General features: G+C 48.4%; 15 protein-coding genes and 1 pseudogene. 9 read left to right on the top strand and 7 right to left on the bottom strand.

Annotated elements, in window-relative coordinates:
• Window positions 1-9: 9 nt before the first annotated feature.
• The 3 genes from oppD to OGY68_RS19000 are packed head-to-tail and all read left to right on the top strand — an operon-like array spanning window position 10 to window position 2,906.
• Complete coding sequence (gene oppD, locus OGY68_RS19010; protein WP_003833364.1) at window positions 10-1,023, top strand: murein tripeptide/oligopeptide ABC transporter ATP-binding protein OppD; 1,014 nt, start codon at window positions 10-12, stop codon at window positions 1,021-1,023.
• Window positions 1,020-2,024: a murein tripeptide/oligopeptide ABC transporter ATP-binding protein OppF gene (gene oppF, locus OGY68_RS19005; protein WP_008784949.1), complete on the top strand. Its 1,005-nt coding sequence runs from the start codon at window positions 1,020-1,022 to the stop codon at window positions 2,022-2,024. The genes oppD and oppF overlap by 4 nt, the downstream gene beginning before the upstream one ends.
• A gap of 45 nt (window positions 2,025-2,069) precedes the next feature.
• Window positions 2,070-2,906: an ion transporter gene (locus OGY68_RS19000; RefSeq protein WP_003833361.1), complete on the top strand. Its 837-nt coding sequence runs from the start codon at window positions 2,070-2,072 to the stop codon at window positions 2,904-2,906.
• A 37-nt stretch (window positions 2,907-2,943) separates the two neighbouring features.
• Here the strand turns inward: OGY68_RS19000 and OGY68_RS18995 are convergent, their stop codons facing one another.
• The gene (locus tag OGY68_RS18995; RefSeq protein WP_003020691.1) at window positions 2,944-3,273 is read right to left on the bottom strand and encodes an HI1450 family dsDNA-mimic protein; all 330 of its coding nucleotides are present in this window, start codon (window positions 3,271-3,273) and stop codon (window positions 2,944-2,946) included.
• A 34-nt stretch (window positions 3,274-3,307) separates the two neighbouring features.
• Window positions 3,308-4,768 (bottom strand): cardiolipin synthase, encoded by a 1,461-nt coding sequence (gene cls, locus OGY68_RS18990; RefSeq protein WP_003020687.1) that lies wholly within the window; start codon window positions 4,766-4,768, stop codon window positions 3,308-3,310.
• Window positions 4,769-4,910: 142 nt separating this feature from the next.
• On the opposite strand from cls, the gene OGY68_RS18985 reads away from it, so the two are divergent.
• The gene (locus tag OGY68_RS18985; protein WP_003020684.1) at window positions 4,911-5,084 is read left to right on the top strand and encodes a YciY family protein; all 174 of its coding nucleotides are present in this window, start codon (window positions 4,911-4,913) and stop codon (window positions 5,082-5,084) included.
• A 50-nt stretch (window positions 5,085-5,134) separates the two neighbouring features.
• Here OGY68_RS18985 and OGY68_RS18980 read toward each other — a convergent pair whose 3' ends face one another.
• Window positions 5,135-5,431 (bottom strand): YciI family protein, encoded by a 297-nt coding sequence (locus OGY68_RS18980; RefSeq protein ID WP_048211485.1) that lies wholly within the window; start codon window positions 5,429-5,431, stop codon window positions 5,135-5,137.
• 215 nt (window positions 5,432-5,646) lie between these two features.
• On the opposite strand from OGY68_RS18980, the gene tonB reads away from it, so the two are divergent.
• Window positions 5,647-6,375 (top strand): TonB system transport protein TonB, encoded by a 729-nt coding sequence (tonB, locus tag OGY68_RS18975; RefSeq protein ID WP_168150127.1) that lies wholly within the window; start codon window positions 5,647-5,649, stop codon window positions 6,373-6,375.
• A 64-nt stretch (window positions 6,376-6,439) separates the two neighbouring features.
• Here tonB and yciA read toward each other — a convergent pair whose 3' ends face one another.
• From yciA to OGY68_RS18955, 4 genes and pseudogenes are all read right to left on the bottom strand, one after another.
• Complete coding sequence (gene yciA, locus OGY68_RS18970; protein ID WP_008784945.1) at window positions 6,440-6,841, bottom strand: acyl-CoA thioester hydrolase YciA; 402 nt, start codon at window positions 6,839-6,841, stop codon at window positions 6,440-6,442.
• Window positions 6,842-7,006: 165 nt separating this feature from the next.
• Window positions 7,007-7,546, bottom strand: coding sequence for a septation protein A (locus OGY68_RS18965; protein ID WP_003020667.1), 540 nt, complete (start codon window positions 7,544-7,546; stop codon window positions 7,007-7,009).
• 54 nt (window positions 7,547-7,600) lie between these two features.
• Window positions 7,601-8,344: a YciC family protein gene (locus tag OGY68_RS18960; protein ID WP_003020663.1), complete on the bottom strand. Its 744-nt coding sequence runs from the start codon at window positions 8,342-8,344 to the stop codon at window positions 7,601-7,603.
• Between the two features lie 28 nt (window positions 8,345-8,372).
• Window positions 8,373-8,450, bottom strand: a pseudogene (locus tag OGY68_RS18955) (YkgJ family cysteine cluster protein); the annotation flags it as partial.
• A 292-nt stretch (window positions 8,451-8,742) separates the two neighbouring features.
• Here OGY68_RS18955 and ompW point away from each other — a divergent pair.
• From ompW to OGY68_RS18935, 4 genes are all read left to right on the top strand, one after another.
• Window positions 8,743-9,381, top strand: coding sequence for an outer membrane protein OmpW (gene ompW, locus OGY68_RS18950; protein ID WP_057067321.1), 639 nt, complete (start codon window positions 8,743-8,745; stop codon window positions 9,379-9,381).
• 415 nt (window positions 9,382-9,796) lie between these two features.
• On the top strand, window positions 9,797-10,513 hold the full coding sequence (locus OGY68_RS18945) for a YebC/PmpR family DNA-binding transcriptional regulator (protein WP_003020658.1): 717 nt from the start codon (window positions 9,797-9,799) through the stop codon (window positions 10,511-10,513).
• Window positions 10,514-11,114: 601 nt separating this feature from the next.
• Complete coding sequence (locus tag OGY68_RS18940; RefSeq protein ID WP_057067323.1) at window positions 11,115-11,390, top strand: hypothetical protein; 276 nt, start codon at window positions 11,115-11,117, stop codon at window positions 11,388-11,390.
• A gap of 186 nt (window positions 11,391-11,576) precedes the next feature.
• Window positions 11,577-13,049, top strand: a complete 1,473-nt coding sequence (locus tag OGY68_RS18935) for a GGDEF domain-containing protein (protein WP_275382848.1) — start codon at window positions 11,577-11,579, stop codon at window positions 13,047-13,049.
• Window positions 13,050-13,052: the final 3 nt, after the last annotated feature.

Raw genomic sequence — 13,052 nt, 5'->3', positions numbered from 1 at the left:
AGTGCAGCCATGAGCGTAATTGAAACCTCAACCGCGCCGCTCGCGCAACAACAGGCTAACGCACTGCTAAACGTAAAAGATTTGCGTGTGACGTTTGCGACCCCTGACGGCGATGTAACTGCGGTCAACGATTTAAACTTTTCTCTGCGAGCCGGAGAAACGTTGGGTATTGTCGGTGAATCCGGTTCGGGTAAATCGCAAACGGCCTTTGCCCTGATGGGGCTGCTGGCGGCGAATGGTCGTATCGGGGGCTCCGCAACGTTCAACGGGCGTGAAATTCTGAATTTACCGGAACGTGAACTGAACAAACTGCGCGCCGAGCAAATCTCGATGATTTTCCAGGACCCGATGACGTCCCTCAATCCATACATGCGGGTCGGGGAGCAGTTGATGGAAGTTCTGATGCTGCATAAAGGCATGAGCAAAGCGGAAGCTTTTGAAGAGTCGGTCAGAATGCTGGATGCGGTGAAGATGCCGGAAGCGCGTAAGCGTATGAAAATGTATCCGCATGAATTCTCCGGTGGTATGCGTCAGCGCGTAATGATCGCCATGGCGCTGCTGTGCAGGCCCAAATTACTGATTGCCGATGAACCAACCACTGCGCTCGATGTGACGGTACAGGCGCAAATTATGACGCTGCTGAATGAACTGAAAAGTGAATTCAACACCGCGATTATCATGATCACCCACGATCTGGGGGTTGTTGCCGGTATTTGCGATAAAGTCCTGGTGATGTACGCCGGACGTACTATGGAATACGGCAGTGCGCGGGATGTTTTTTATAAACCCGTTCATCCGTATTCGATTGGTTTGCTAAATGCCGTACCTCGTCTGGATGCCGAAGGGGAAGAGATGCTCACTATCCCTGGCAACCCACCGAACTTACTGCGTCTACCAAAAGGTTGTCCATTCCAGCCGCGTTGCCCGCATGCGATGGAAATCTGTAGCAGTGCTCCGCCACTGGAGGAATTTAGCCCAGGCCGTCTACGTGCCTGCTTTAAGCCGGTGGAGGAACTGGTATGAATACGGTGACCGAACAACGTAAAGTGCTCCTTGAGATTGCCGACCTTAAAGTCCATTTCGATATTAAAGATGGCAAACAGTGGTTCTGGCAACCGTCTAAAACCCTGAAGGCGGTTGATGGCGTAACCCTGCGACTGTATGAGGGCGAAACCCTGGGCGTGGTCGGTGAATCAGGCTGCGGGAAATCGACCTTTGCCCGTGCGATTATCGGCCTGGTGAAGGCCACCGATGGAAAGGTTGCCTGGCTGGGTAAAGATTTACTGGGCATGAAACCCGATGAGTGGCGGGAAGTGCGCAGCGATATCCAGATGATTTTCCAGGATCCGCTGGCATCGTTAAACCCGCGCATGACCATTGGTGAAATCATTGCCGAACCGCTGCGAACTTATCATCCGAATCTTCCTGGTCAGGAAGTCCGCGACCGTGTGAAGGCGATGATGATGAAGGTAGGATTACTGCCCAACCTGATTAACCGCTACCCACATGAGTTTTCCGGTGGCCAGTGTCAGCGTATCGGTATTGCCCGCGCGCTGATCCTCGAACCGAAGTTAATTATCTGTGATGAACCAGTTTCGGCGCTGGACGTGTCAATCCAGGCCCAGGTGGTTAACCTGCTGCAACAGCTTCAGCGCGAAATGGGATTATCGCTAATCTTCATTGCCCACGACCTCGCGGTGGTTAAACATATCTCCGACCGTGTGCTGGTTATGTATCTCGGACATGCGGTGGAATTAGGGACTTATGACGAGGTGTACCATAACCCGCTGCATCCTTATACCAAAGCGCTGATGTCTGCGGTGCCGATCCCCGATCCGGATCAGGAAAGGAACAAGGTTATCCAGTTGCTGGAAGGCGAGTTACCGTCCCCGATTAATCCTCCTTCCGGTTGCGTGTTCCGTACGCGCTGTCCGATTGCTGGACCGGAATGCGCAAAAACGCGCCCGGTTCTGGAAGGAAGTTTCCGACATGCAGTTTCCTGCCTGAAAGTAGACCCGCTATAATCCTGAGGGCTGACAAAGGTCAGCCCTTTTTTTGGTGAGGTATCTGTGCCAGGTTTAGTCTCTTCTGTCCGCCGTGCGCTCTATCGCAAATTATTTGATTTAAATACCCGTTCAGGGCGTCGCTTTGAAGGTATGTGTGCGCTATTTGCCTTGCTCAGCGTTATCGTTATCTTCATTGAGTCCGGAGTAGGGACGCAATACCATTTAACCTTTGAGGAATGGCGCGTTTTTGTCTGGCTGGAGATCTTTATTACTCTGGTCTTCACCCTCGAATATCTTCTGCGCTTATGTTGCTGGGCCAACCCCGCTAAATATGTGTTCAGCTTCTGGGGGATAATTGACCTTGCCACCATTCTGCCGCTGTATGTGATGTGGCTATGGCCGGAAATCAGTCTGAGCTATGTTTTCGCCTGGCGAGCGATGCGTGTCCTGCGCGTCCTGCGTATTCTCAAGCTGCTGCGCTTTATGCCTTCTCTACGGGTGTTCTGGAATGCGTTAAAAAGCGCCCGACATCAGCTGATGCTGTTCTATTCCTTTATCGCCATCCTGATGGTGGTTTTTGGCGCGATGATGTATCTGATTGAAGGGCCAAAATATGGGTTTACTACGCTGAATGCGTCGGTGTATTGGGCGATTGTTACTGTAACCACCGTCGGTTATGGCGATATCACGCCGCACACACCGTTGGGGCGCATGGTGGCGTCTGTGCTTATCCTGATTGGTTACTCGGTGATTGCAATACCGACGGGATTGATTACCACGCACATGAGCAGTGCGTTCCAGCAGCGCGGGCACCAACGAAAATGTCCGCAGTGCCAGCAGGCGCAGCACGAACATAGTGCGCAATTTTGTAACCGCTGTGGAAGTAAACTGCCGGGTTAAAAATGAAAAAAGCTGCGAGAGCAGCTTTTTTGTTTGATTATTCGCGCCAGAGAATATGGCAGAGCTTATGATCTTTTTCGCGACATAATAAAACGCGCGCGAAAATATCGTTAATCTCGCCGTCTTCTGTATCTGCCAGACCAATCACCACCTCGGCAAAGAAGTCAGGGTTCAGGTCAAAATCAACATGCTCCTGCCAGTCTTCTGCCGGATCGAACAACTCGGCACCGCCACGCTCTTCAAACTGCAAATTGAACAGAATGATGTCGGCTGGATCCAGATTGTCCGCAGCCAGTTCGAGAAAAATGTCATAAGCCTGCTCAAGCGTTTCGTCTTCGGTCAGGCGATTGTTCAAATCCATATCCATAATGACTACCTGTTTACTGTCTAATGGGCACGTTTTACAGCAACGGACTAAAGAAGTAAAACAGTCGCTCTGCTATCCGCTGCCAGAGTGGTCGTTTTACCCACAAACGGGCATCAAGCAGGCGGGAACGCGAAATATAATCATCCTGTACTGCCGCGAGATCGCCACCGAATCCGGCATCATCAATGACCAGCGTGATTTCAAAATTGAGCCACAGACTGCGCATATCCAGGTTAACCGTACCGACCAGGCTCAGCTCGCCATCGACCAGTACGCTCTTGGTGTGCAGCAAGCCACCTTCGAACTGATAAATTTTAACGCCAGCCGCCAGCAGCTCGGTGAAAAAGGCCCGGCTTGCCCAGCCAACCAGCAGGGAGTCATTTTTACGTGGAAGAATGATACTGACGTCAACCCCACGCTGCGCTGCTGTGCAGATCGCGTGCAACAGATCGTCGCTGGGGACGAAGTAGGGTGTGGTCATTATTAAATATTCACGTGCTGAATAAGCAGCGGTTAGTAGCGCCTGATGAATCAAATCTTCAGGGAAACCAGGACCCGAGGCGATAGTGTGAATGGTGTGGCCGCTGGCTTGCTCAAACGGCATGATATTGACGTCTGGTGGCGGGGGCAAAATGCGCTTCCCGGTCTCAATTTCCCAGTCGCAGGAATAGACAATGCCCATAGCAGTGGCGACAGGACCTTCCATTCTGGCCATTAAATCAACCCATTGCCCGACACCCGCATCTTGTTTGAAGAAACGCGGGTCGACCATGTTCATGCTGCCGGTATAAGCAATGTAGTTATCGATCATGATCATTTTGCGGTGCTGACGCAGGTCCATACGGCGTAAAAATACACGCATCAGGTTCACCTTCAGCGCTTCTACAACCTCGATACCTGCGTTACGCATCATCGCCGCCCAAGGACTGCGGAAGAACGCTACGCTGCCGGCGGAGTCCAGCATTAGGCGACAGTGAATGCCACGTCTCGCAGCAGCCATTAACGACTCGGCTACCTGATCGGCCATACCGCCTGGCTGCCATATGTAGAACACCATTTCGATGTTGTGGCGCGCCAGCTGAATATCACGGATCAGCGCCTGCATCACGTCATCTGAACTGGTGAGCAACTGCAGCTGGTTTCCCTTTACGCCGGCTATTCCCTGACGACGCTCGCACAGTTTAAATAACGAAGAGGCGACGCTGCTATTTTCCTGGGCAAAAATATGCTTGCAGGCCTTGAGGTCGTTCAGCCATTTGGCGGTTGAAGGCCACATCGCCCGGGCGCGTTCGGCACGTCGCTTGCCCAGGTGAAGTTCACCAAAAGACAGATAAGCAATGATTCCTACCAATGGCAGAATGTAGATGATCAACAGCCAGGCCATTGCGGAGGGCACTGCGCGTCGCTTCATCAGAATGCGTAACGTTACGCCAGCAATGAGTACCCAGTAACCCAGAATGACCAGCCAACTCACCACGGTGTAGAAGGTTGTCATAAATTTAAAAATCCTTTTGAAAGCGTATTGTTAAGAGTTTACGCATAAGGATTAATCTGGCAAATAAAAACACGGGAAAACCACTGGCCTGCATTCGGTCTGGCGTTATAATGGCCGCTCAGTGACTGGAAGAGTAGTTAACATGAAGCGTAGTAGAACGGAAGTGGGACGCTGGCGGATGCTGCGTCAGGCTAGCCGCCGTAAAGCACGTTGGCTTGAAGGACAATCGCGTCGTAATATGCGTATCCACACTATCAGAAAGTGCATTCTCAACCATCAACGCAACTCGTTGCTGTTTGCAATCCACAGTATCTGATCTAAAAGGGCACCGCTGGCGGTGCCCAATGTCTGCGTTTGTTCTGTTTTTTAAAATACTTTCTTGTAAGGTTTTACTGAAACCTGCGCATAAACGCCCGCCGCAACATACGGATCGGCATCTGCCCACGCCTGTGCCGCCTCCAAAGATTCAAATTCGGCAATCACCGTCGAGCCGGTAAAACCCGCCGCACCGGGATCGTTACTGTCGACCGCTGGCATGGGGCCCGCCGTGAGCAAACGACCTTCGTCATGAAGGAGTTGCAGGCGAGCCAGATGAGCAGGGCGCACGGAAAGACGTTTTTCGAGAGAGTCTGCGATATCTTGAGCGTAAATAACATACAGCACGGGTAGAGCTCCTTGAACGGTAAAAGTCGTTAATAACGTTATTGGAAAGGCCTAACAACTGCAACGGAAAGATAACTGATATGTTAAGGCCATACTCTGAAAGTGGTTTTTTATCATAAAATCGCGTTTTAAATGTCAGTTAGCACCACGGGCTTATTGAATATGATTGCTATTTGCATTTAAAATCAGGGCCTGGTTTTTTTACTGAAACGATTATGACTTCAATGACCCTTGATTTACCTCGTCGCTTTCCCTGGCCAACGTTACTGTCTGTCGGCATTCATGGTGCCGTAGTGGCTGGTTTGCTGTATACCTCGGTACATCAGGTTATTGAACTACCTGCGCCAGCGCAGCCGATCTCTGTCACGATGGTCGCGCCTGCCGATCTCGAACCGCCTCAGGCCGTTCAGCCGCCGCCGGAACCCGTTGTCGAGCCTGAACCGGAACCTGAACCGATTCCAGAGCCACCAAAAGAGGCGCCGGTGGTGATTGAAAAACCGAAGCCCAAGCCTAAACCGAAGCCAAAACCGGTGAAAAAGGTGGAAGAGCAACCGAAACGCGATGTTAAACCAGCAGAACCGCGCCCGGCCTCCCCACTGGAAAATACGGCACCTACTCGCACAATGACCAATACCGCGCCGGCAACTACCAGCAAACCGGTGGTCAGTGCGCCATCGGGTCCACGCGCTTTAAGCCGTAATCAGCCTCAGTATCCGGCGCGAGCTCAGGCGCTGCGCATTGAAGGCCGGGTAAAGGTCAAATTTAACGTAACGCCGGATGGCCGGGTTGAAAATGTGGAGATCCTGTCGGCACAGCCTGCCAATATGTTTGAACGTGAAGTGAAAAACGCGATGCGTAGATGGCGTTATGAAGCAGGTAAACCCGGTTCCGGACTTGTGGTGAATATTGTTTTCAAATTAAACGGCACAACGCAGATCGAGTAAGCATCAGGCCGTCCGGCAATGATCAAGAGTGATGATTGCCGGATAGCAGTACTGACGTGTGCTATCAGACCAACGTGGGAATTGGACGTGGTTTCCCGTCTTTATCAACAGCAACGTAGATAAACAGAGCTTCGGTAGCCTTATAGCGCTGTCCAATTGGTTCAGAAGCAACTTTCTTCACCCAAACTTCAATATTGATGCTGATCGAGGTTGTCCCGCGTTTCACACAGCGTGCATAGCAACACACCACATCACCTACGGCGACCGGGCGCAAAAAGCTCATCCCTTCCACTCGCACCGTTACCACACGACCATGTGCGATCTCTTTGGCCTGAATCGCGCCACCTATATCCATTTGTGACATCAGCCAGCCGCCAAAAATATCACCGTTCGCGTTGGTATCGGCAGGCATGGCCAGAGTACGTAAAACCAGTTCACCCTGGGGAGTGTTATTCGTTGTTGTCATTGTAGAACCGACTATAGAGAAAGATTACAGGCGCGATGCTACTAGAATTTATGCGTTGAGAACAGAGGGGATGCGGCGTGCGGAGCAGATGTAAGTCAGGTTGTCAGCTCTATGGAACGCGAAGGGATAAAAATTCGCCAGATCCGCAGATCTGGCGAGCATGTATTACGATTTATCTTCTTGCGGCAGATGACGGTAAATATAGACCCCACTCAGCAGCGTAAAGAATAAAGTCAGGGCGGTCAGGCCGAACACTTTGAAGTTGACCCAAATGTTCTGCGGTAGCCAAAATGCAATATAGATATTCGCCAGGCCACACAGGATGAAAAATACGGCCCAGGCTAGATTAAGTTTCGACCACACCGGCTGCGGCAGGGTCAGCTCTTTACCTAACATGCGTTGAATCAGCGGCTTTTTCATCACCCACTGGCTAACCAGCAGAGCACCAGCAAACAGCCCGTAAATCACCGTTACTTTCCACTTAATGAATTCATCGTTGTGGAAAAAAATAGTCAAACCACCAAATACGGCCACCAGGACAAAGGTGATTAACGCCATCTTCTCGACCTTGCGATAGCGAACCCAGCTGTAAATCAACACCACAGCCGTCGCGACAATCAGCGCCGAGGTCGCCGCATAGATGTCGTAAAGCTTATAAAAAGCAAAAAAGACAACCAGCGGTAAAAAATCAAGAAACTGCTTCATTCTTCGATTCCGTAATCAAAAGCACCGGGTACAAGCCCGGAATGCGTTCAGGGTTTATTGGCGAATCAGCATGTACAGGCGGAACAAATAGATCAGCAACACGGCGGAGATCATATTGCTCAGCGTATTCGCCAATACCGCGCCTACATTCGGCGTAAGTACTGCAAAACTTGGCGCAAAAAGCAACAGCAGCGTTTTTGCCAGCAACCAACCGATCACTGCCGGCGCAACTAGTCGCATATTCGACCACGCCAGACGCATACTGTTGCGCATCGCGGCAAAGACACCCATTTTGTCCTGTACCAACATCACCGGTGCGAGTGCCAGCAGGATCGCCAGCAGAATACCGGGAACAACAACCAGCATAATACCGATTTGCACTAGCAGAGTAGTCAAAAAGATCAGAATAAACAGCTTCGGTAACACTGGCGCACTGGCGCCGATAGCACGTAATGCGCTGACGCGATGACCCGCTGAAATCAGCTGAATCATCAGGATGACTCCCCCGGCGAGGATGGCATTACCAATCAGACCGGAAAACGTCGACGCTGCGGATGCGCGTAGCAAAATTTGCTGTTGCTCCGGGGTCATGTTTTGCACCAGATCGAACAGCCCCACGCTGCTGGTTAACTGATCGCCTTCACTGAGTTGCGCAATTTGTGCGTCAGTGGGGGAAAAGGCATGCCCTAACACCACTGTGATAAACGCGCACAACAACGATACCAGCAAGATGGTAATGAATTGATTACGGAAAAAGTTTCCCGTGTCACGGTAAACGGATTTCGCCGTGATAGACATGCACTCTCCTTGAGTTTTGCAGGTGTTCATTTGCGGGCAATTGTACCCTGGATAACTCTACAGTGGCAGCATCGCGCGATGTATGGAAAAGCATATCTTTGTAAAGCTGCAGTAATTTTTGGCTATGACTTCAGCGTCGTGCATGAACGCTGTTTGTTATCTGCGCATCACGCGCAGATATCCATCACCCATCAGCAATGAGCTGGAGGTACTTGCACATTGAAAATATATCAAAATTGATCTGAATTAATTTAACCAGGATTTTGAATGCAAGTTCTAACTTAATCTGGATCAATAAATGTTAAATTATCAAAGTCAATGTGATCCATGTTAGATCACTTATTACTCCAATGTGGGTATATTCGTTCCGCTTTTATAACCATAACGATGGAGCGGACATGAAAAAATTAACAGTTGCAGCATTGGCTTTAACAACTCTTCTCTCTGGTAACGCATTTGCGCATGAAGCTGGAGAGTTCTTTATTCGTGCAGGTTCAGCCACCGTCAGGCCGACGGAAGGTGCAGGTGGTACGCTGGGCAGCTTAGGTGGCTTTGATGCCAGCAATAACACGCAGTTGGGTCTGACATTTACCTACATGGCAACCGACAATATCGGTGTTGAATTACTGGCAGCTACGCCGTTCCGCCATAAAATCGGTACTGCTGCAACGGGGGATATTGCCACCGTACATCATTTACCGCCGACGTTAATGGCGCAGTGGTACTTCGGTGACTCCAGCAGTAAACTGCGTCCGTACGTAGGTGTTGGGGTGAACTACACGACCTTCTTCGATGAAGGCTTTAACGATAACGGTAAAGAAACAGGGTTATCGGACCTGAGTCTGAAAGATTCCTGGGGGGCAGCAGGGCAAGTCGGTATGGACTATCTGATTAACCGCGACTGGCTGATTAACATGTCGGTCTGGTACATGGATATCGATACCACCGCAAGCTATAAAATGGGTGGCGTCCAGCAGCGAGACAGTGTACGCCTCGATCCGTGGGTGTTTATGTTCTCTGCGGGTTATCGTTTTTAAGTTCTTCTGCAAAACCCCTGCAAAACTGGTCATCAAGTGACCAGTTTTTTTTTATTCTTTTCCACGCGTGTCGTTGTCTTGAACGGCCATTATTTTGCTCCTCTGGCCTGACAAAATTTGTGTGTCGAAACCTCGCTATAAGCAGTGCAGCAGCAACTTTAATAGTAGAAGTGTTTGTCTGGAATATCACTTTTGTTTCTCTTCACTTATGCATTATTGCTGCGGACCATTTATTAAGAACAAAAAAGAACCAGAGGATAATTTATCAATAATGTTAACTATTGATAAAATTAAAGTAACATGTCGTAAAATTATAATATTTTTAATAGACGAGGATTTATACGTCATGATATAATGTAATGCTAGGTTATTTACCTGTCGGCTATGTAAATGAATTTTTGAGGAGATCATTCCAGTGGGACGTAAGTGGGCAAATATTGTTGCTAAAAAAACAGCTAAAGACGGTGCAACGTCTAATGTATATGCAAAATTTGGTGTCGAAATTTATGCTGCTGCTAAACAAGGCGAACCAGACCCAGAATTAAATACATCTTTAAAATTCGTTATTGAACGTGCTAAACAAGCGCAGGTTCCAAAACACGTTATTGATAAAGCCATTGATAAAGCCAAAGGCGGCAGCGATGAAACGTTCGTGCAAGGGCGTTATGAAGGCTTTGGTCCCAGTGGCTCACTGATTATCGCTGAAACATTGACTTCAAATGTTAACCGTACGATTGCTAATGTCCGCTCAATTTTTAATAAAAAAGGCGGGAATATCGGAGCGGCTGGTTCTGTCAGCTATATGTTTGATAATACCGGAGTGATTGTATTTGAAGGGACAGATCCTGACCACATCTTTGAAATTTTGCTTAATGCTGAAGTAGATGTTCGTGATGTAACCGAAGAAGAAGGAAACATCGTTATTTATACAGAATCTACAGATCTTCACAAAGGCATTGCAGCTTTAAAAGCCGCAGGGATTACTGAATTCTCTACCACAGAATTAGAGATGATTGCTCAATCAGAAATTGAACTTTCACCAGAAGATTTAGAAGTCTTTGCAGGGCTTGTTGATGCCCTTGAAGATGACGATGATGTTCAAAAAGTATATCATAACGTTGCTAATCTCTAATGATAGATTAAAAGAATCTGTCATTATGGCAGATTTTTTTAACTCATAAAGTTGTTATGAATAAGAATATCTAGCCAGGTATGGCAATTCTAAAAAACAGATAAAAACCACTATCTTAAAAATGAAATAATTAAAACCTATGGTCTTAACTTCTTAGGTACGCGATAAACGTTATACGTCCAATATGCCCCGCGATATCCTGCATCCACTCAGCGCCGCTATGAACAATTGAGATGTTAACTCCATCATTCCAGATAATCCTGGTGTAAGCACAACGTGAGTTTCTCACTCATCACTGTCCCGACATTATCAGTGAAGCTTTACATCAGATTATGTGGTCCGCTTCTTGCACAGAATAGTCCAATGATTGACAGTCTCAGACAGTATGGAAAAAATGAGTGCACCATTATTACAAACTCGGATATTTTCCATCGTCATCAACTAAATTTTCTGATCTTCGCCAGAGATTCGCACGGAGCTGTCTGTTACCGTTTTCAGACAATATCCTTACCTCGACCCATCGTTTAAACAATCCCATCCTACCTTTCTCCTTTTGATGTAGTGCTACTCTTTAAGCAAAACAACTTTGAGGGTATTGCTGATGATGTTGACCCGCCATCTGCTACAGCAAGAAATCGCACTTCTGGAACCGTTCTCCGAAGATCAAACGGCAGCGTTTGCCGTGAGTGCTGCACGTGAGTTATTGCTTTGCATGGATAAAATTGAGGCGCTGGAGAAACTTATTGCGACTCCGGTTAGACTACCTTATTGCAGCGCCAGTCCGGTTTGTGAGATTGAGGCGGGCTATGCCGCAGGCGTAAACGACTGCCGCGAGGCCATTCGACGGGCAGGGTATCCTATTGAAGGTGATGATTAGTTTGCGCTTATGTTAACAAATATGTGCTTTTGTTGTATAAAACTGTAACCTAAGCGCGCGACTGCGGGCTGCATCAACTTACCTGCTTCGGGGTGGCGAACATTCTCTATCAACGTACAACGCTGTTATGCAACAACATAAACGGGTAACCGATTTGGCAATACTGTTAACTATCAGGGTGGACTCGTGAAGATTGTGCAGGATAAGCTCAGAAACAGGCAGGCACTGCTGGTATCAGGGCTCATTACGTTGGTATTTACGTCGTTGTTTCTGTTTATTATTTATGAACAGCGAATGTCCGCTGCCAGCGAAGGTGTCAACCGCCTGCAAGCGCGCATGATGGACATTTTTAACGATAATGAGCTGATCGCTGATGCGATTGGTGAGCGCTATCACCACATCAAAAATGGCGAGCAATGTGGCGATATGTCTCGATTTGTTCCTCGGAATGATCAGGAATGGGGAATTAACGCCGACCCAAAGCGGCTGCATTCGGCGACCGGGACAATGGTTGCCCAGCAAACCAGCCACAATGCGCTGTGTATGTATACAGCGGCTGAATTTATTCGTGGTATGGTCAATGAGCTAAACCCGGGCAGTTTTGATGCACATCGTTATATTATCGCCAAAAACTCAGATTATTTTTACTGGTTTATGGCTTCCGATTCCCGCAATTTCAGTTTCTCTAATTCTGAAATGGCACGGGATATCACCAACTTTTTCTATCCTCCGGTCGATTTCTATACTCGATTACTGCAAAAAAACGTCAAAAACAAAGCCCTTAGTTCGACGAATTTTTATACCGATAAAATTACCGGTGAAAAAGCTTATAGCGTGGTGAGTTATATCTACGATCTGTCTGGCAAAGAGATATCAGACCAAATCGTAGCCTATCTGGTCTATGACCATTCAAAGCCCGAATTGCAGGAAGCGTTAGCCCAGGCATTTGACAACCAAATTCCACCGGAGCTGAATGTGGAGTTGGTGAATTTAACAAACCATGAGAGTCTCTGTTTATCCGGTAAATGTACCGGTCAATCCCGCTTTATGGTGCGCAATTTTTCGGAGAAATATGCGCTGCACTATTCGCTTTCATTAGGCCGTTTTATGGCGCGTGACGCACATGCCGGGATTGTTATCCTGCTGGCGCCGTTCTTTTTCATCATCATTAGCTTCTCGTTAAAGTCATGGCTGAACGAAAGTGACCTCAAAGTTTATATCGATACTCTGACCGGCTGTTTTAACCGTCGAATTCTCGACATCATCAAGCGTCGGGATTTATCACACTGCTCGGTGGTGCTACTTGACTGTAATAAGTTCAAGGCCGTCAATGACACCTGGGGCCACGCGGCAGGCGATCGTGCGCTGCAAATTATCGCCAACAGAATGCTGTCAAACACCCGCACCAGTCACGATATTGTGATTCGTACCGGCGGGGATGAATTTATGATCCTGCTGTTTCGATCGCAGGCAACTGACGCTATAGCAATCGCGCAACGTATTAGTGGGCAGGTGACCAGCCATGTGTTTGTGGTGGATGGACATACCGTGCCATTGTCAGTATCGTGGGGGATTGCAGAGGTGAATGGTGAACTTGATGTGGCCATTCAGAATGCGGATAGCGCTATGTATAGAATGAAGCACACGAAAGAAGGATAAAAC

This window comes from Citrobacter sp. Cpo065 (assembly GCF_030332805.1).
Classification (GTDB): Bacteria; Pseudomonadota; Gammaproteobacteria; order Enterobacterales; family Enterobacteriaceae; genus Citrobacter; species Citrobacter portucalensis.
Note: the sequence above shows the minus strand (reverse complement) of the source record. Positions and strands in the feature narration are given on the sequence as shown.